General features: G+C 73.4%; 18 protein-coding genes. 7 read left to right on the top strand and 11 right to left on the bottom strand.

All coding sequences use genetic code 11. The features are described from left to right. Positions 1-6: 6 nt before the first annotated feature. Positions 7-495: a cupin domain-containing protein gene (locus WCD41_RS21565; protein ID WP_337716253.1), complete on the top strand. Its 489-nt coding sequence runs from the start codon at positions 7-9 to the stop codon at positions 493-495. A gap of 32 nt (positions 496-527) precedes the next feature. On the opposite strand, the gene WCD41_RS21560 is transcribed toward WCD41_RS21565, so the two are convergent. Next, complete coding sequence (locus WCD41_RS21560) at positions 528-1193, bottom strand: DUF2461 domain-containing protein (protein ID WP_337716251.1); 666 nt, start codon at positions 1191-1193, stop codon at positions 528-530. 29 nt (positions 1194-1222) lie between these two features. On the opposite strand from WCD41_RS21560, the gene WCD41_RS21555 reads away from it, so the two are divergent. Next, positions 1223-2572 (top strand): PLP-dependent cysteine synthase family protein, encoded by a 1350-nt coding sequence (locus WCD41_RS21555; protein WP_337716249.1) that lies wholly within the window; start codon positions 1223-1225, stop codon positions 2570-2572. Between the two features lie 9 nt (positions 2573-2581). Further along, positions 2582-3682 (top strand): branched-chain amino acid aminotransferase, encoded by a 1101-nt coding sequence (locus WCD41_RS21550; protein WP_337716247.1) that lies wholly within the window; start codon positions 2582-2584, stop codon positions 3680-3682. A 65-nt stretch (positions 3683-3747) separates the two neighbouring features. Here WCD41_RS21550 and WCD41_RS21545 read toward each other — a convergent pair whose 3' ends face one another. From WCD41_RS21545 to WCD41_RS21530, 4 genes are read right to left on the bottom strand one after another with little or no spacing between them, the layout of a single operon-like run. Then, the gene (locus WCD41_RS21545) at positions 3748-4503 is read right to left on the bottom strand and encodes an adenosylcobinamide-GDP ribazoletransferase (protein ID WP_337716245.1); all 756 of its coding nucleotides are present in this window, start codon (positions 4501-4503) and stop codon (positions 3748-3750) included. Continuing rightward, the gene (locus WCD41_RS21540; RefSeq protein ID WP_337716243.1) at positions 4500-5498 is read right to left on the bottom strand and encodes a nicotinate-nucleotide--dimethylbenzimidazole phosphoribosyltransferase; all 999 of its coding nucleotides are present in this window, start codon (positions 5496-5498) and stop codon (positions 4500-4502) included. Before WCD41_RS21540 ends, WCD41_RS21545 begins: the two co-directional genes overlap by 4 nt. Before the next feature lie 23 nt (positions 5499-5521). After that, positions 5522-6049: a bifunctional adenosylcobinamide kinase/adenosylcobinamide-phosphate guanylyltransferase gene (gene cobU, locus WCD41_RS21535; RefSeq protein ID WP_337717004.1), complete on the bottom strand. Its 528-nt coding sequence runs from the start codon at positions 6047-6049 to the stop codon at positions 5522-5524. An 8-nt stretch (positions 6050-6057) separates the two neighbouring features. Next, positions 6058-6714 carry a DUF3043 domain-containing protein gene (locus WCD41_RS21530; protein WP_337716241.1) on the bottom strand — a complete coding sequence of 219 codons (657 nt, stop codon included), beginning with the start codon at positions 6712-6714 and terminating at the stop codon, positions 6058-6060. A 45-nt stretch (positions 6715-6759) separates the two neighbouring features. Here WCD41_RS21530 and WCD41_RS21525 point away from each other — a divergent pair, with 45 nt between their 5' ends. Together WCD41_RS21525 and WCD41_RS21520 are read left to right on the top strand one after the other, a co-directional pair. Beyond that, positions 6760-7947 carry a glycerate kinase family protein gene (locus WCD41_RS21525; protein ID WP_337716239.1) on the top strand — a complete coding sequence of 396 codons (1188 nt, stop codon included), beginning with the start codon at positions 6760-6762 and terminating at the stop codon, positions 7945-7947. Positions 7948-8077: 130 nt separating this feature from the next. Beyond that, on the top strand, positions 8078-8449 hold the full coding sequence (locus WCD41_RS21520; protein WP_337703043.1) for a HesB/IscA family protein: 372 nt from the start codon (positions 8078-8080) through the stop codon (positions 8447-8449). A gap of 66 nt (positions 8450-8515) precedes the next feature. On the opposite strand, the gene WCD41_RS21515 is transcribed toward WCD41_RS21520, so the two are convergent. Together WCD41_RS21515 and asnB are read right to left on the bottom strand one after the other, a co-directional pair. After that, the gene (locus WCD41_RS21515) at positions 8516-9502 is read right to left on the bottom strand and encodes an adenosine kinase (RefSeq protein WP_337716237.1); all 987 of its coding nucleotides are present in this window, start codon (positions 9500-9502) and stop codon (positions 8516-8518) included. Between the two features lie 90 nt (positions 9503-9592). Beyond that, positions 9593-11500, bottom strand: a complete 1908-nt coding sequence (gene asnB, locus WCD41_RS21510) for an asparagine synthase (glutamine-hydrolyzing) (RefSeq protein WP_337716235.1) — start codon at positions 11498-11500, stop codon at positions 9593-9595. A gap of 277 nt (positions 11501-11777) precedes the next feature. Here asnB and ctaC point away from each other — a divergent pair, with 277 nt between their 5' ends. After that, positions 11778-12722: an aa3-type cytochrome oxidase subunit II gene (gene ctaC, locus WCD41_RS21505; protein WP_337716233.1), complete on the top strand. Its 945-nt coding sequence runs from the start codon at positions 11778-11780 to the stop codon at positions 12720-12722. Between the two features lie 40 nt (positions 12723-12762). Beyond that, positions 12763-13161, top strand: a complete 399-nt coding sequence (locus WCD41_RS21500) for a cytochrome c oxidase subunit 4 (protein WP_337716231.1) — start codon at positions 12763-12765, stop codon at positions 13159-13161. Between the two features lie 676 nt (positions 13162-13837). On the opposite strand, the gene qcrB is transcribed toward WCD41_RS21500, so the two are convergent. The 4 genes from qcrB to ctaE all read right to left on the bottom strand — a co-directional run bounded on the left by qcrB (position 13838) and on the right by ctaE (position 18283). Further along, the gene (gene qcrB, locus WCD41_RS21495) at positions 13838-15514 is read right to left on the bottom strand and encodes a cytochrome bc1 complex cytochrome b subunit (RefSeq protein ID WP_337716229.1); all 1677 of its coding nucleotides are present in this window, start codon (positions 15512-15514) and stop codon (positions 13838-13840) included. Further along, positions 15511-16758: a cytochrome bc1 complex Rieske iron-sulfur subunit gene (gene qcrA / locus WCD41_RS21490; RefSeq protein ID WP_373695174.1), complete on the bottom strand. Its 1248-nt coding sequence runs from the start codon at positions 16756-16758 to the stop codon at positions 15511-15513. Before qcrA ends, qcrB begins: the two co-directional genes overlap by 4 nt. Then, positions 16755-17576: a cytochrome bc1 complex diheme cytochrome c subunit gene (gene qcrC / locus WCD41_RS21485; RefSeq protein WP_337716227.1), complete on the bottom strand. Its 822-nt coding sequence runs from the start codon at positions 17574-17576 to the stop codon at positions 16755-16757. Before qcrC ends, qcrA begins: the two co-directional genes overlap by 4 nt. A gap of 83 nt (positions 17577-17659) precedes the next feature. Continuing rightward, positions 17660-18283: an aa3-type cytochrome oxidase subunit III gene (gene ctaE / locus WCD41_RS21480; RefSeq protein ID WP_337716225.1), complete on the bottom strand. Its 624-nt coding sequence runs from the start codon at positions 18281-18283 to the stop codon at positions 17660-17662. Positions 18284-18305 lie beyond the last annotated feature (22 nt).

Here is an 18305-nt window from a genome sequence, read left to right as displayed (position 1 = left end):
GCCCCGGTGAGCTTCCCGACGGACCTCCCCGAGGCCGGCCCCGGCGTCTACCGCTTCCGCGCCGACGCCGAGCAGGCCGGCCCCGCGCGGTTCATCGCGCCGTCCGACGTCGTCGGCGGCGGTTTCGGGCTGTTCGAGAGCGCGGCGGTGCCCGGCCGGTGGGGCGCGATCCCGCACTACCACCAGGGCTTCTCCGAGTCGTTCTGGGTGATCTCGGGGCGCCTCGGCGTGATGAGCGGGACGGGGTGGCGGGTCCTCGGCAGCGGGGACTTCGCGCACGTGCCGGTCAACGGCGTGCACGGGTTCCACGCGGTCGGCGACGACGTCGCGCGGTTCCTCATCCTCTTCGTGCCCGGCGCCCCGCGGGAGCACTACTTCCGCGGCCTCGCGGAGCTCTTCGCCCGCGGCGCCACGCCCGAGGAGATCGACGCCTTCGCCCTCACCTGCGACCAGGTCAACCTGCGCGACTGGCCCCACGAGCCCGTCCCCATGTGAGCGAACTTCGGGCCTATAGGCCCGAAGTTCACTCACGTACGGGACCGGCGGCCGCCCGGGCGTTCGGCGGCGTCGTCGAGGTCGACGCCGACGTGCTCGTCGAGCCACTTCCCCAGCGGCGCGAGGCGGCGCCAGGTGGCCGCCACGCGGTCGGCGAGCGCAGGCTCGTGCAGCTCGTCCGACGGCGGCCACGAGCACCAGGCGAACAGGCTCTTGTGGCGCAGCAGGTCCAGGCGCGGGTGCTCCGGGTCGACGCCGCGGGGGCGGGACTTCAGCCGCTCCCCGCCGACGGTGAACCCGTCGGCGCGCAGCCCCTCGACGATCTCCTCGAGCGCGGGGCCGTGGCGCTCGTCGTCGACCGCCGCCCGGAACCGGGCGACCTGCCCCGAGGTCATCCGGTAGTACCCGCCCGCCGCCATCAGCCCGTCGGCGGAGACCTGCACGTAGTGCGGCCCGGCGGTCGCGCCGCACTGGACCTTGTAGGGCGTCTTGTCGGCCGCGAACCGCACGTCGCGGTAGGGCCGGAACACCTTGCCCGCGCCGAACTCCGACTCGAGGTCCGCGAGCAGCGCGAGCATCGGCGCCCGCACCTGCTCGTCGTAGACCGCCTTGTTGTCGGTCCAGTACGCCTTGGTGTTGTCGGCCTCGAGACCCTCGTAGAAGTCGACCACCGCCTCGCCGAAGCCCGGGAACGTCACGCGCCCATCCTGGCGTGTAGACACGAGCCGTGTCCGGAGCGGTTCACGAGTCGGTACTCGACGCCATCGGTGCCACGCCCCTGATCCGCCTGCGCAGGCTCGCCGACGGGCTGGCGCCGCGGATCTACCTGAAGGCCGAGTGGCAGAACGCCGGCGGCAGCGTCAAGGACCGCGCGGCGCTGGCGATGGTGCGCGCCGCCGAACGGTCCGGGGCGCTGGCCGCCGGCGGGGTGATCGTCGAGGGCACGTCGGGCAACACCGGGATCGGGCTCGCGCTCGTCGGCGGCGTGCTGGGGTACCGCACGGTGATCGTCGTGCCGGACACCACGGCGGCCGAGAAGATCGCGGCGCTGCGGGCCTACGGCGCCGAGGTCGTGCCGACGCCGGGCGGACTGACCCGCGAGGATCCGCGTCACGTCACCAACCTCGCCGCGCGGATCGCCGCCGAGACCCCGGGCGGGTGGCTCGCCGACCAGTACGGCAACCCCGCCAACCCCCAGGCCCACCGCGACACCACCGCGCCCGAGATCTGGGAGCAGACCGGCGGCGCGGTGACGTGCCTCGTCGCCGGCATCGGCACCGGCGGCACGATCTCCGGGACGGGGGCGGCGCTCAAGGAGCGCGGCCCGGTGCGGGTCGTCGGCGTCGACCCGGAGACCTCGGCCTACGGCGGCGGGGACGGCAGCCCGTACTACGTCGAGGCCATCGGGCACTACCGCCACCCCGACACCGTCGACGACCCCTGGCCGGCCAACTGGGACCGCGCGGTCGCCGACGAGATCGTGCGTGTCGACGACCGCACGACGATGCTCACCGCCCGCCGCCTGGCCCGCGAGGAGGGCCTGCTGCTGGGCGGATCGTCGGCGACGGCCGTGGCCGGAGCGCTGCGCGTGGCCCGCGACCTCGGGCCCGACGACGTCGTCGTGGTCATCGCGCCCGACTCGGGCCGCGCCTACCTCTCGAAGTACTACGACGACGGCTGGCTCGGCCGGCTCGGGTTCACCGACGAGGAGCCCGGATCGGTCGGTGTGCTGGCGGTCGACGTCCCGGTGCTCCGCGCGTCGTGGACCGTCGCCCGGGCCCGGGAGGTCCTCGTCGACGTCCCCGGACCGGTGCCCGTGTCCCGCGACCGCGACGCCGGGGCCGCCGCGCCGTCGGAGATCCTCGGAGCCGTGGCGGCCCGTGACCTCGACGGTCGGCCCGACGGCGACGCCGTCGTCACCCACGCGCGCCCGGCGGCGCCGAGCGTCGGGGCGGGGGAGGGGGTCGAGGCCGCCCGGGCGATCATCGGCGACGCCGACGCGGCGTGGGTGGTGCGGGACGGGCGGGTCACGGGGCTCGTGACGCGCTCCGCGCTGGGGCTTCCCCCCACGGTCTAGGCTGGCCTCATGAGTACGACCTTCGCCCACACCCCGCACCCCGCCCCGGCGACCGCGGAGCGTGTGGCGGAGGTACTGGCCGCGCCCGGGTTCGGGAAGTTCTTCACCGACCACATGGTCACGATCTCGTGGGACGCCGCGCGCGGCTGGCACGACGCCACCGTCGGCCCGTACCAGCCGCTCTCGATGGACCCCGCCTCCGTCGTGCTGCACTACAGCCAGACGATCTTCGAGGGGCTCAAGGCGTACCGCTGGGCCGACGACTCGGTGCACGCCTTCCGCCCGGCGGCCAACGCGGACCGGATGGCCCGCTCCGCCGAGCGGCTCGCGATGCCCCCGCTGCCCGAGGACCTGTTCCTGGGCTCGCTGCGCGAGCTCATCACCGTCGACCACCGCTGGGTGCCGGCCGCGGGCGGCGAGGACTCGCTGTACCTGCGCCCGTTCATGATCGGGTCGTCGACGGGGCTCGGCGTGCGACCCAGCGAGGAGTACCTCTACCTGCTCATCGCCTCCCCGGCGGGCGCCTACTTCCCGCGCGGCCTCGCCCCGGTCACCGTGTGGCTGTCCACCGACTACGTCCGCGCCGTGCCCGGCGGCACCGGCGAGGCGAAGTGCGGCGGCAACTACGCGGCCTCGCTCGCGGCCCAGGCCCAGGCGTCGGCCCAGGGGTGCGACCAGGTGGTGTGGCTCGACGCGCTCGAGCACCGGTGGATCGAGGAGATGGGGGGCATGAACCTCTTCTTCGTGTTCACCGACCCGTCCGGCGCCGTCGAGGTCGTCACCCCGGAGCTCTCGGGCTCGCTGCTCCCCGGCGTCACCCGCCGCTCCCTGCTCGAGCTCGCGCAGGAGGAGGGCGCCACGGTGAGCGAGCGGCGGATCTCCACCGACGAGATGGAGAAGGAGGTCGCCGCGGGCCACCTCACCGAGGTGTTCGCCTGCGGCACCGCTGCGGTGATCACGCCCGTGGGCACCGTCAAGCACGAGGGCGGGCAGTACGACATCGGCGACGGCACCCCCGGCCCGATGACCCACCGCCTGCGCGACCGCCTCACCGCCATCCAGCGCGGCGCGGCACCCGACACCCGCGGGTGGATGACGCAGCTCGCCTGACCGTCACAGGAGGGTACTGGCTGGTATCGCTCGCTCAGCGAGGGATACCAGCCAGTAATCGCCGATCAGGCGGTCGCGAGGACGATCAGGGCGGCGGTGGCGGCGAGCTCCGCGCACGCCCCGAACACGTCGCCCGAGACGCCGCCGAGGCGTCGGCGCGCGTGGGCGGCCACGAGCACGACGACGACCGCCGCGAGCACCGCCGCGACGGGGGCGCGCCAACCCAGCACCGGGAACGCGCCCGCCGCGAGCACCACCGCCCACAGCGGCGCGACCCACGCCGGCTGGGTCCCGGCGACGAGGGCGCCGAGCCCGTCCGGCGACGCCGCCGGCACCCCCCGACGGGCGACCCACGCGAAGGCCGCCCGCCCCAGCCCCAGGGCCAGCGCCCCGCCGACGGCCGCGACGAGCAGACCTCGCTCGGCGAGCGCACCCAGGGCCGCGGCCTGCACCCCGATCACCACGACCAGCCACACGACCGCGAACGCCCCGGTGCCCGGGTCGCGCATCACGGCCAGCGTGCGGGCGGGGTCGCCGTGGCTGCCGAGGCCGTCGGCGAGGTCGGCGAGCCCGTCGAGGTGCAGGCCCCGGGTCGCGAGCGCCCCCACCCCGACGGCGACGAGGCCGCCGAGCAGCGCGGGCGCCCCGAGAATGACGAGGCCCGCCGCGGCCGCCCCGAGCAGGCCGCCCAGCGCGACGCCGACCAGCGGGACGACGGCCAGCGCCACCCCCGCCGCCGGGCGGTCGATCCGCGACGCGCGGAGCGGCACGACCGTGAACATCGCGATCGCGAGCGCGACCCCCGCGCGGAGGGCGCTCACACCGAGGTGGCGGCGCGCACCAGCCCGACCGCCGTGAGCGCGCCGGTGCCCTGGCCGGCGCGCATCCGCAGGTCGAGCAGCGGCTCGAGGCCGAGCACGTCGAGCGCGAGGGCCTGGGCGGGCTCGGTGCACCGCGACCCCGCGACCCACCAGGCCCGCGCGCCGGGCGCCTCGGCGTCGGCGAGCAGCGCGGCCACGGCCGTCGCCACCCCGTCGAGCAGCACCGGCGTCCGCCGCCGCGCCGCCTGGGCGAGGAAGCCCACGAGTGCCGCGAGGTCCGCCCCGCCGGTGACGCGCAGGAGGCCCTGGGGATCGCGGCCCACCGCGCGGGCGCGCCACAGGCCGTCGCGCACCGCCGCGGCCTTCACCATCCACACCCGGTCGTCGATGCCGCTGCCGCGCCCCACGACGGCCACCGGCTCGCGGCCCGTCATCGCCGCGGCCAGCACCGCGGTCGGGGTGCTGACGCCCACGGCCAGCTCGCCGGCCACCAGCAGGTCGGCGCCCTCGTCGACCTCCTCGTCGGCCACCTCGCGGCCCGCGCGCACCGCGGCGGCGGCCTGCTCGGCGGTCAGCACGTCCTCCCGGTCGAGGCGGCCGCCGCCCCGCACGGCCGCCCGGTCGTCGCGGGCGTCGCCCGGCGCGGGCACCGCGAGCCCCACGTCGACGACCCGCACCCCGGCCCCGGCGGTCTCGGCGAACCGGCAGACCGTCGCGCTGCCGTCGCGGACGGCGGCGACCCGCGCAGCCGTCTCCTCGGGGGCGTGCGCGGACACCCCGGCGGCCGCGATCCCGTGGTCGGCGGCGAAGAGCACCGCCCGCACGCGCTGCGGGGCCCGCGCGGGCGCCCGCCCCTGGCAGGCGGCGAGCCACGCCGCGAGCTCCTCGAGACGCCCGTAGCTGCCGCCGGGCAGCGCCGCGAGGGCCTCGCGGCGTGCCGTGTCGTCGGGCGGAGCGACGGCGTTCGTCGAGGCGCTCGAGATCGCGGGCTGCACGCCGCCGACGGTATCCAGAGGTCTCACCGCAGGCGCAGCGGCACCCCGGCCACCAGCAGCCACACCTCGTCGCAGACGGCCGCCAGCTCCTGGTTCAGCGCGCCCAGCTCGTCGCGGAAGCGCCGCCCCGCGCTCGTCGACGGGACGACGCCGAGCCCGACCTCGGCCGAGACCAGCACGAGCGTGCCGGCGAACCCGGCGACGGCGGCGACCAGGTCGGCGCGCGCGGCCGCCACCGACGGCGCCTCGCGGGCCCAGCCGGCGTCGTCGAGCAGGCCGGTCACCCAGGTGGCGAGGTCGTCCACGAGGACGGGCTCGTCCGGCGCGCCCCGGAGCACGGCGGGCAGATCGGCGTCCTCGACCGTGCGCCACCCCACGGGCCGCCGGGCCCGGTGGGTGGCGACGCGGTCGGCCCACTCCGGGTCGGCGGCAGGGTCGACGCCGCGCGCGGTCGCCACGTAGAGGGCGGACGCGTCGGCGTCGAGCATCCCCTCGGCGTGGGCGGACTTGCCCGAGCGTGTGCCGCCGAGGACGAGGACGCGGCGGATCAGTCGACCACTCAGTCGACGGCCGTGCCGCGCGCCACCCGCGGCGCCGGCATCCGCAGCTTGCGGATCTGGGTGGCGCGGGTGAAGGCGTACCAGCCGTACGACAGACCGCCGACCTGCTCGTCGGGGAACTTCGACCGCACGCGCGTCACGACGTAGCGCCCGAGCATGACGCCCTCGAGCGCCATCATCACGAGCATGACCAGGCAGACCAGGCTTCCCGCCGTCTGCACCGCCGGCACCGGGACGACGACCGTCACGAAGATGACCACGGCGAGCGGCATGAACAGGCCCATGAGGTTGCGCCGGCCGTCGACGAGGTCGCGGGCGTAGGCGCGGGCGGGGCCGCGGTCGCGGGGCATGAGCACCGCGTCGTCGCCGGCCATCATCCGCTTGCGGCGGTCGGCGGCGGCCTGGCGGCGGTCGTCCTTCGTGCCGCGCAGCGAGCGCGCCCGCTTGATCGCCTCGCGCTGGGTCTTGGGGGCCGGCGCGACGGGGCCGCGCTTCTTGCCCTCCGCGTCGCGGCGCGACGGCGTCGGGCGGCCCTTGCCCGCGGTCTGCGAGCGGACACGCTCGCCCACCACCACGGACTCACGGTCCTCGGTCGCGTCCGACGCGGGGACGTCAGCTGACTCGGAGGAGGCGGTGCCGCGGCGCAGGAACTTCACGCCGACCAGGATAGGGCAAGGGCCCGACCCCCTACCGTGATCGGCATGCGCGTACTGCTCGCCCCCGACTCCTTCGGCGGCAGCCTGACCGCCGCCGAGGCCGCGACGGCGATCGCGGAGGGCTGGGCGCGCACCCATCCCCACGACCGGACCGTCCTGTTGCCCCTCGCCGACGGCGGCACGGGGTTCGTGGAGGTCCTGCACACCGCCCGCGGCGGCACCCGTCACGACGTCGAGGTCACCGGGCCGCTGGGGGAGCCGACGACGGCGACGTGGCTGGAGCTCGACGGGCCGGGGGACGGCGGGCGGAGCTCGACCGCCTACGTGGAGTCCGCGTCGGCGTGCGGCCTGCACCTCGTCCCCGAGCGCACCCCGGACACGGCGGCGGCCGCGACGAGCCGGGGCGTCGGGGAGCTGGTCGCCGCCGCCCTCGGGCGCGGCCCGGCCCGCATCGTCGTCGGCCTGGGCGGGTCGGCGTGCACCGACGGCGGGGCCGGGATGCTCGCCGCGCTCGGGGCCGTCGCCCTCGACGCCCGCGGCGACCCCCTGCCCGACGGCGGCGGTCCGCTGGCGGGTGTCGTGCGGCTCGTCGGGCTCCCCGAGGTCCGGGAGCGCCTGGCGGGGGTCGCGGTCGTCGTCGCGGCGGACGTCGACCACGTCCTCACCGGCCCCGAGGGCGCCGCCGCCGTGTTCGGGCCGCAGAAGGGTGCCGACGCGGACACCGTCGCGGCGCTCGACGCGGCGCTCGCGGCGTGGGGCGGCGTGCTGGGGGAGGAGTGCGGGCTCCCCGGCCTCGCCGCGCAGCCGGGCGCGGGTGCGGCGGGCGGGCTCGGGGCGGCGCTGGCGGCACTCGGCGCCGAGCGCGTGCCGGGCGGCGAGCTCGTCCGCGACGTCGCGGGCCTCGACGCGGCGATGGAGCGGGCCGACCTCGTCGTGACGGGGGAGGGGCGCCTCGACGGGCAGTCGCTGCACGGCAAGCTCGTCTCGGTCGTCGCCGCGCGGGCCCGCGAGCACGGCGTGCCGTGCATCGCCCTCGCCGGGCAGGTGGAGATGTCGACGGGCGAGGCCCTCGAGGCCGGGCTGGACGGCGCGTACTCGGTGGCCGCGGACGCCGGATCAGCCGAGGCCGCGCTCGCGGAGCCGGCGGCCCGGCTGGCGGACCTCGCCGAGGGCGTGGCCCGCCGGTGGGGGAACCGCCCACCGGGTGACGCGGGTGATCCCGCGCACGCATGAGGCATCGCCGCACGTGTGCGAGCATGGTGGGAGGCCGCGGACCGGGTACTCCGGTGCCGCGGGAATACACGGCACCGCGACGAGTTGTGCCGGGTGAGTGCACTGCGTCCCGGGAGCTCAAGGGAGAACCATGACCGTCGAGAACCCTGCCGCGCCGACCGAGGCCGAGCTCAAGCCGCACGGCGTCGAGCTGACCGACCAGGCGGCCGGGAAGGCGAAGGCCCTGCTCGACCAGGAGGGCCGCAACGACATGTCGCTGCGCATCGCCGTGCAGCCCGGTGGCTGCGCGGGCCTGCGATACCAGCTGTTCTTCGACGACCGCAGCCTGGACGGCGACCTCGAGCGCGACTTCAACGGCCTCACCGTCGCGGTCGACCGCATGAGCGCCCCGTACCTGCAGGGTGCCGTCATCGACTTCGTCGACACGATCGAGAAGCAGGGGTTCACGATCGACAACCCCAACGCGGGTGGCTCGTGCGCCTGCGGCGACAGCTTCAACTGATCGCCCCGTAGACGACACACGGCCCCGGACCTCGACGAGGTCCGGGGCCGACGTGCGTCCGGGGTCCTACAGGCCGTCGACCTCGGCGGCGACCTTCGCGCGCAGGTCCTGCGGGGGCTGGGCGCCGAGCTGGGCGACGACGTGCGACGCGGCGACGGCGCCGATGCGCCCCGAGGTCGCGTGGTCGAGCCCGCGGGTCCAGCCGTAGAGGAAGCCGCCGGCGTAGGCGTCGCCCGCGCCGGTGGTGTCGACGAGCTCGTCGGCCTCGCGCACGCCGACCTGCTCGACGGTGCCGTCGGCGTCGTAGACCGTCGAGCCCTCCGGCCCGTGGGTGACGACGACGACCTCGGCGTTGCCACCGTGGCCGCGCAGCAACGAGGTGATGTCGTCGGAGCCGACCAGCGCGGCGACCTCGTCCTCGTCGGCGATCAGGATCTCGACGTTCTCCCGCAGCAGCTCGCGGAAGTACTCGCGGTGGCGCTCGACGCAGCCGGCGTCCGAGAGCGTCAGACCCACCCGGGCCTCGCTCTTGGACGCGGCGTCCACGACCTTGCCGATCGTCGCGCGGGCCTGCTCGGTGTCGGCCAGGTAGCCCTCGATGAGGCTGACCTTCGACCCGGCGACGTCGTCCTGCTGGATGTCGTCGGGACCCAGCGCGGTGCAGGCGCCGAGGAAGGTGCTCATGGTGCGCTCGCCGTCGGCGGTCACCATGACCAGGCAGCGCGCCGTCGCCGGGCTGCCCGACAGCGCGGGCGTCGTGAAGTGCACGCCGTGCGAGCGGATGGACTCGGTGAACGAGGAGCCCAGCCGGTCGTCGGAGACCTTGCCGACGTAGCCGGCGTCGGCGCCGAGCGCGGCCGCGATGGCGATGGTGTTGGCGACGCTGCCGCCCGAGCGCTCCGTCGTGTCGCCGGCCTCGGTGTACAGCTTCTCGGCCTGGGCCTCGTCGATGAGCGTCATGCCGCCCTTGGGCAGCTCGTGCGCACGGATGGTGTCGTCGTCCGTGCGGAACAGCACGTCGACGATGGCGTTGCCGATCCCCAGTACGTCCATGCCTACCTCTCGTATCGCTACGTCCTCCGGACCTGGCGACCGTAGGGGAAACTCAGCGCGACCGGGACCGGACCGTTGCGTGGCGCACGTTCACGCATACACCGGGTAGTTGGGCTCGGGGATCTCCGGGCGGATGCGCTGCTCGACGAAGATGCCGTGCCAGATCATGAACACGAGCAGTGTCCAGATGCGCCGCGAGTGGTCGACCGGACCGGCTCGGTGCTCGTCGATCAACCGCAGCACGGCCGCCTTGTCGAGGATCGCGTCGGTCTGCGAGTCGCGCACGATCTGCCGCGCCCAGTCGAGCATGTCGTTCGCGAGCCAGTGGCGGATCGGGACCGGGAACCCGAGCTTGCGGCGGTTCAGCACGTGCGGGGGCACGATGCCGTCGATCGCCCGGCGCAGCGCGTACTTCGTGGTGCCGTGGGCGACCTTCTGCTCGGTGGGCAGGTGGGAGGCGACCTCGAACACCTCGCGGTCGAGGAACGGCACGCGCAGCTCGAGCGAGTTGGCCATCGTCATCTTGTCGGCCTTGACGAGGATGTCGCCGCGCAGCCACGTGAACAGGTCGACGTGCTGCATCCGCGCCACCGGGTCCCAGCTGCCAGAGTCGGCGTAGAGGGGCGCCGTGACGTCGACGTGCGAGAGCTCGGGGTCGTGGCCGCGCAGGACCGCGGCGAGCTGGTCGGTGCGGAAGATGCGGGCGTTGCCGTAGTAGCGCTCCTCGAGGGGGAGCGCGCCGCGGCGCAGCAGGTCCTTGCCGCGCATGCCGTCGGGCAGCCGTGTCGAGAGTGCCCCGGCGAGCTTGCGCACGGCCCCGGGCAGCTTCTCGAACGGCGCGAGCGAGAGCGGCTCCTTGTAGATCGTGTAGCCGCCGAAGAGCTCGTCGGCGCCCTCGCCCGACAGCACGACCTTGACGTGCTTGCGGGCCTCGCGCGCCACGAACCACAGCGGCACGAGCGCGGGGTCGGCCACCGGGTCGTCGAGGTACCAGACGATCAGCGGCAGCGCGTCCATCATCTCCTGGGCGTCGACCGTGCGGACGACGTGGCGCACCCCGATGGCCTCGGCGGACTCGCGGGCGACGTCGACCTCGGAGTAGCCCTCGCGCTCGAAGCCCGTGGTGAAGGTGATGAGGTCCGGGTTGTGCTCGCGGGCGAGCGCGGCGATGGCGGTGGAGTCGATGCCGCCGGAGAGGAACGCGCCCACGGTGACGTCGGCGCGCATGTGCTTGGCCACCGAGTCGCGCAGGACCTCGGTGATCTCGCCGTGCAACCGCGCCTCGTCGTCGACCGGCTTCTCGTCGAACGTCGGCACGAAGTACCGCTGTGCCGTCATCGGCTCGCCGGGGGAGACCGTGAAGCTCGTCCCGGACTCGACGCGGCGGATGGAGCGGTGCAGCGTCAGCGGCTCGGGGACGTACTGCAGCTGCAGGTAGTGCTGCAGCGCGGTGGGGTCGGGCGCCGTGGTGGGCTCGCCGAGGGCCTTCGCGAGCTCGAGCAGGCTCTTCTTCTCGCTCGCGAACGCGACCCCGTGCGGGCCGGCGGAGACGAAGAGGGGCTTGATGCCGAACGGGTCGCGCGCGCCGAAGAGCACCTGCTCCCGGGTGTCCCAGATGAGGAACGCGAACATCCCGCGCAGCCGGCGGACCGCGTCGGCACCCCAGACGTCGTACGCGGCGACGATGGCCTCGGTGTCGCCGTCGGTGACGAACTGCGCGCCGTGGTCGCGGGCCAGCTCCTCGCGCAGCTCGAGGTAGTTGTAGATCTCGCCGTTGAACACGATCCGGTAGCGGTCGCTCGCGTACGTCAGCGGCTGGTGCGAGCCCTCGACGTCGATGATGGAGAGCCGGTTGAACCCGAGCACCACGTCGTCGTCGTGCCACTCGCCGGACTCGTCCGGTCCGCGGTGGCGCATGCAGGTGAGGCTCTCCCGCACCGCCCCGGCGCGGGCCGGGGCCTCACCGCCGGGCGTGATCAATCCCATCAGGCCGCACACGCGTCCGCTGACACCTCCGGTTGCGGGGTCGCCGTCCCGACCCGGACGAGCCGGGTCGGCCCCAGTATGACGAGGCCGCGGGGTCGATCCGGTGACGCCCCGGGCCGCTGGTCGGGACGACCCGCCGCGCCCCTCCGACAGCGCGTAGTGGCTGGCTCGGCTAGTCTCCGCACCGACGTCGGGGCCCGGGTCCGCCGGGCCGCTCACCACGCCGACGGCAGGTCGCATGACCAGCGCCGACGTGGGGAGCACCGCCCGAGAAGGAAGGCAGCCAGCAGTGCGCCGAGATGGGACGCCGGTCCGGAGCCGCACCGGTCGCGCGCGCCGGGCCGTGGGCCTCGCCGTGGCGGCCGTCGCCGTGGCCGTGACCACCTCCGGCTGCTCCGTCGACGAGGTCCTGCGCTTCGGCTGGCCCGTCGGCGTGACGCCCGAGGCCACGCAGATGCGCACCCTGTGGACCTGGGCCGCGGTCGCCGCCCTCGTCGTCGGCGTGATCGTGTGGGGCCTGACGGCCTGGACGGTCGCCTTCCACCGCAAGAAGGCCGGCGCGTCCGACCTGCCGCGTCAGTTCCAGTACAACCTGCCGCTCGAGCTGGTGCTCACGGTGGTGCCGCTGGTCATCGTCGCGGTGCTCTTCTACTTCACCGTCGTCGTGCAGAACGTCGTCGACCGCAGCGCCACCGGTGACGAGCTGCAGATCGAGGTCGTCGGGTTCCAGTGGAACTGGGAGTTCAGCTACCCCGAGACGCGCGCGCCCAACGGGGAGCCGGCCTCGGTCGTCGGCACCACCACCGAGGTGCCGCTGCTCGTGCTGCCGACCGACCGCCCGATCGCCTTCACCCAGCGCTCGCAGGACGTCATCCACTCGTTCTGGGTGCCGGAGTTCCTCTTCAAGCGGGACGTCATGCCGAACCCCGAGGCGAACGACCAGAAGAACACCTGGGTGATCGACCGGATCGAGCGCCCCGGGGCCTTCGTCGGTCGCTGCGCCGAGTTCTGCGGCGCGTACCACTCGATGATGAACTTCGAGGTCCGCGCCCTCCCGCCGGCCCAGTTCGACCAGTTCCTGAGGCTCCGCGGCCAGGTCGACCCGCAGACCGGTCAGGGCTACACCACGGCCGGGGCCCTGGCGGCGATGAACTGCGGCGAGCTGTGCGCCCCGCTGTCGATCACGACGCCGCCGTACGACCAGAGCCCGACGTCCCAGCTCGCCGTCAAGTGACCGTGCGCGCCCGCCCCACCCATCCCAGAGCGAGGACCCGATGAGAGTCGAATCCCGCATCTTCGAGATCCTCACGGTCTTCTGCTTCGTCTGCGCGATCGTCTACGGGATCCTCTCCGGTGAGGAGGTCGGCATCGTCGCCCTGACGCTGACCGGTGGCCTCACCCTGATCGTCGGGACGTACTTCCGCTTCGTGGCCCGCCGCCTCGAGGAGCGCCCCGAGGACAACCCCGAGGCCGAGATCTCCGACGGCGCCGGCGACCTGGGCTTCTTCAGCCCGGGCAGCTATTGGCCCATCGCCGTCGCCGGCGGCACCGCCATGACCGGCCTGGGCATCGCCCTGTGGCAGTGGTGGCTGATCGTCCTCGCCGGCATCGGTCTGATCATCGCCATCTGCGGCCTGGTGTTCGAGTACCACGCGGGCCCCGAGGCGCACTGACACCTCCCGCTCGCCCCACGGCCCCGCTCCGCACTTTCGGAGCGGGGCCGCGGTGTGTCCGGGGCAGGCGTTCCCGGGGCTGAGTGGCGTCCTGCGGGGCTCGGGACCGTGTGGCTCCCATGGGAGGACCCCGCCCCCACGAGCCCCGGAACCCAGGAGCCCTGGAGCCCTGGAGCCCAGGAGCCCCGTGCAGCGAACGTGCTGTTCGCTGCTTCTATGCGCGCGAACGCCGCGTTCGCGCCGTCGAGCCGGGGCGACGTCGGCGCGCGGCGTCCACGAGCAGCACGTTCTGCAGGTCGGCAGGGCTGTGGATCATGCCGAAGGTGCCTCTCGGCGCCGGGTAGGACGGGTGCCTCGATGAGGCACGGTGACACCCCTGCGGCTGCTTCCCACGGTCCCGGCGCGTGATCACGGAGTGCCGCTGCGGGACGTCGGAAGTCGCTCGAGCCGGCGGATTCTCTGACGTCTGACGTCAGCGTGGCAGCCACGCTGACACACCCCGTGCGTCGCGAGCTCGGCGTGTCGCGCCGGCGAGGCTGTGGCGATCCTGGCGTCACACGCCAGGAAAGCCGCATTCCTCGCACGACCCACCCACGCACGGAAGCCGTGCGCACGACGACGACGGGCCGGGAGCGTCGGTGACGCTCCCGGCCCGTCGTGGTCGTGCTGCTCGGTGCTACTCCTGGATGTCGCGCGGACGCCCGGCGTCGGGACGGCCCGCGAGCTCGCGGGTCTCGCCCGGCTCGACCTGGAGCGGGTCGGTGCCGCCGTGGAGGGCGGTGTCCTGCTCGTCGGCCGGGTCGGGACGGAACCAGCCGCCCTTGAGGGGCTGGCCCGCCGAGCCGAGGTCGTTCATGCGCTTGGGCACCTTGGCGCCCTGGTAGGCGAGCGGGACGGCGTGACCGTGCTCGTCGACGCCGCCGAGGGGCTGGTGCACCTCGATGAACTCGCCGTGCGGCAGCCGCTTGATGTGCCCGGTCTCGATGCCGTGCTCGAGGACCTCGCGGTCGCTGCGCTGGAGACCCAGGCAGATCCGGTAGGTCGCGAAGTACACGATCGGCGGCAGCACGAGCAGGCCGATGCGCCCGATCCACGTCATCACGTTCAGGGAGACGTCGAACGTGTAGGCGAAGATGTCGTTGCCGCAGGCCAGGACCAGCCAGAAGTAGAAGGCCATGGCCATCATGCCGGTCGCGGTGCGGACGGGGACGTCGCGCGGGCGCTGCAGCAGGTTGTGGTGGGCCTCGTCGCCGGTCAGCTTGCGCTCGATCATCGGGTAGAGCGCCAGCAGCGTGGTGAGGATGCCCATCCCGATCACGGCCGGGAAGAAGATCGCCGGGATCGTGTACCGGCCGAACAGGTACATCTCCCACGACGGCCACAGCCGGACCGCGCCGTCGAACACCGCCATGTACCAGTCGGGCTGCGAGCCGGCCGAGACCTGTGTCGGGTCGTACGGGCCGAGCTTCCAGATCGGGTTGATCTGGAACATGCCCGACATCATCGCCATGGCGCCGACCGAGACGACCATGAAGCCGCCGGCCTTCGTCGCGAACGTCGGCAGGATGCGGACGCCGACCACGTTGCGCTCGGTGCGCCCCGGGCCGGGGAACTGGGTGTGCTTCTGGAACCACACCAGCGCCACGTGGATCGCGATGACCGCGGTGATGAGCCCGGGCAGGAGGAACACGTGGACGATGTAGAGGCGCGGGATGATGATCGTCCCGGGGAACTCGCCCCCGAGGATCGCCCAGTGCAGCCACGTGCCGATGACGGGGATCGACATGACGATCGCCGACAGGCCCGTGCGCAGGCCCGTGCCGGAGAGCAGGTCGTCCGGCAGCGAGTAGCCGAGGAAGCCCTCGATCATGCCCGTGAGCAGCAGGACGACGCCGAGGATCCAGTTGGTCTCGCGCGGGCGGCGGAACGCTCCGGTGAAGAACGTCCGCATCATGTGCGCGATCATCGCGGCGACGAAGAGCAGCGCCGCCCAGTGGTGGACCTGGCGGATGAACAGCCCGCCGCGCACGTCCATCGAGATGTTCACGGTCGACTCGTAGGCCATCGAGACCGTGACGCCCCGGAGGCCGGGGTAGACGCCCTCGTAGGTGGTCTCCGCCATGGACGGGTCGTAGAAGATCGCCAGCCAGGTGCCCGAGATCAGCAGCACGATGAAGCTGTACATCGCGACTTCGCCGAGCATGAACGACCAGTGGGTCGGGAAGACCTTGTTGATCTGCCGACGGATGCCGCCCGCGGGGTGGATGCGGCTGTCGACCTCGTCGGCGGCGGTGCCGGCGAGCTTCATCGCCAGGCCGCCACCCTTACGCGTGGGTGTGGTGATCGAGCTCATGAGTTGCGCTCCCAGAACGCCGGACCCACCGGTTCGATGAAGTCACTGCGTGCGTACAGATACCCCAGATCGTCCACCGCGATCGGCAGTTGCGCCAGTGGACGGGTCGCCGGGCCGAAGACCGGCTTCGCGTACTCGTTCGCCTGGAACTGCGACTGGTGGCAGGGGCAGAGGATGCGGTTCGTCTGGTCCTCGTACAGCGACGTGGGGCACCCCATGTGGCTGCAGATCTTCGAGTAGGCGAACAGCGTGCCGTAGTTGAAGTCCTCCTGACCCGCGCGCTTGATGACGGCGACGTTCGGGCGCAGGCGGATCAGCATGACCGGCGAGTCGGACGAGCGGACGGTCTCGGCGACGTGCTCGGGGTCGACGAGGTCCTCCTCGTTGAGGACCGCCTGCCCACCGGTCGCACCGGCCCGCAGGAACTCCTCGAACACGGCGGGGTCCTTGACCTCGCTCGCGTGGAACGGGAAGACCGTCTCCATGGCGCCGGGCTCGAGGTCGCCGGCCCGCACGAGGACGATGTCGCGGGCGTTCCCGTTGAACTTGCGGACGTAGACCCGCTCGCCGCCCTTCGACTTCCAGTCCGTGACGAGGAGCGGCGAGTTCGGCCCCTCCTTCCACGGGTTCTTCACCAGGCCGCCGAACGCGGCGACGAGGACGCCGATGCCCAGGACGCCGCCCGCGGCGCCGACGGACCGGTAGATCAGCTTGCGGCGGGACAGGCCGCTCTGCTGCCCGGTCTGGACGAGCCGCGCGGCCGCGGTGCGCCGGTCGACCTCGGAGGAGCGCCCGTCGTGGCGCTGCTGGATGGTCAGGTCCTCGGGCAGCAGCTTCTTGGAGTAGGCGATGACGCCCATGCCGACCGCGAAGACGGCGAGCCCGAAGGTCACACCGATGATCGGCGTGTAGAGCGCGTAGACCCACGCGCCCTCCTCGGTGGGCGACCGGTACTCCCAGGGCCACGCGATGAACGCGACGATGAACGCGAGCCCGGAGATCGCCGCGAGGACGAACCAGCCCGCGACCTGGCGCTCGGCGCGCTTCTCGGCCCGCGTGCCGGGCACCGGGAAGCGGTCGCGGGACGAGACGACCTCGATGTCGTCGATCTGGTTGCCCAGACGGACGAGGTCGTCGGTGGACATCTGCGCGAGCTCGTCGTCCGACGGGATGCGCGGCGTGGCGTCCGACGGGTGGGGCTCGCTGGGCGCGTTGGCGCCGCGGTCGGCGGGACGGGTGCTCACTGGCGGCTTCCGATCCAGAGGGAGATACCGATGAGGGCCGCGAGGCCGACGAAGAACGCCACGATGCCCTCGGGCACCGGGCCGAAGCCGCCGAGACCGTTGCCGCCCGGGTTCGCACCGGTGTTGTTGCTGGAGACCGACTTGATGTAGCCGATGATGTCGCGCTTCTCCTCGGGGGAGAGCTGCGAGTCGGCGAAGGTCGGCATGTTGGCCGGCCCCGACAGCATCGCGGCGTAGATCTGCTCCTCGTTCGCGGGGTCGAGGTTCGGCGCGAACTTGCCCTGCGACAGGGCGCCGCCACGGCCGGTGAAGTTGTGGCAGGAGGCGCAGTTGAGGCGGAACAGCTCGCCGCCGCGCCCGAGCTCCTCGCCGCGCAGGGCCTCGCCGCGGTCCGCCGGCAGCACCGGACCGCCGCCGTTGGCCTGGATGAAGGCGCCGAGGGCGTCGATCTGGGCCTCGTCGTAGCGCGGGGGCTTGCGCTCCGCGGCCGCGCCCTGGGCCGCGAGCGGCATCCGGCCGGTGGAGACCTGGTAGTAGACCGAGGCCTCGCCGACGCCGACGAGGCTCGGGCCGCGACCCTCGACGCCCTGCAGGTTGCTGCCGTGGCAGGTGATGCAGGAGTTGTCGTAGATCTGCTGGCCCTCGCGCACGATGGCCGGGTCGGCGGCGATCGCCTGGTCCGGCTCCGGGGTGAACACCGTGTAGAGGCCGCCGACGGCCACCAGGGCCACGCCCAGGGCGAGCAGCCCGGAGAGGCGCCGGCGCATCTTCGACCCGCGCCGTGCCCGGCGGGCGGGTCGCGGCTTCTCGTCACTCATGGGGTGCCCAACCTCGAGCTCTCCTCGCCGTGGGTGGTGGTCCTGGCGGTCGTGCGGGGTGTCGTCCGGTGTCGCGGCCATCGTCAGCGGATGAAGTAGATGACGGCGAACAGGCCGATCCAGACGACGTCGACGAAGTGCCAGTAGTACGAGACGACGATCGCCGCCGTCGCCTGCGCCGGCGTGAACCGACTGAGGAACGTGCGGGCGATCAGCAGGATGAACGCGATCAGACCGCCCGTGACGTGCAGCGCGTGGAACCCGGTCGTGATGTAGAAGACCGAGCCGTACGAGCTGCTCGAGATCGTCGTGGCGTGCTCCGTGACGAGCGTGTGGTACTCGAGCACCTGCCCGAGCACGAAGATCGTGCCCATCGCGAACGTGATCGCGTACCAGCGGCGCAGCCCGAACACGTCGCCGCGCTCGGCGGCGAACACGCCGTACTGGCAGGTGAACGACGACGCCACCAGGATGATCGTGTTGACCAGCGCGTACGGGACGTCGAGCTCGGTCGGCTCCGGAGGCCAGCCCTCGGTCGCGTTCGCCCGGGCGACGAAGTACATGGCGAACAGCCCGGCGAAGAACATCAGCTCGCTCGAGAGCCAGATGATGGTCCCCACGCTCACGACGTTGGGCCGGTTGAGGGAGTGAATCCTCGCGCTGAAGGAAGGCGCCGGCGCACCCTGGGCGGTCGTCACGGGCGTCATGATGACACCTCCGGCCGACAGC

The organism is Actinomycetospora aeridis (assembly GCF_037400275.1).
Lineage (GTDB): Bacteria > Actinomycetota > Actinomycetes > Mycobacteriales > Pseudonocardiaceae > Actinomycetospora > Actinomycetospora aeridis.
Note: the sequence above shows the minus strand (reverse complement) of the source record. Positions and strands in the feature narration are given on the sequence as shown.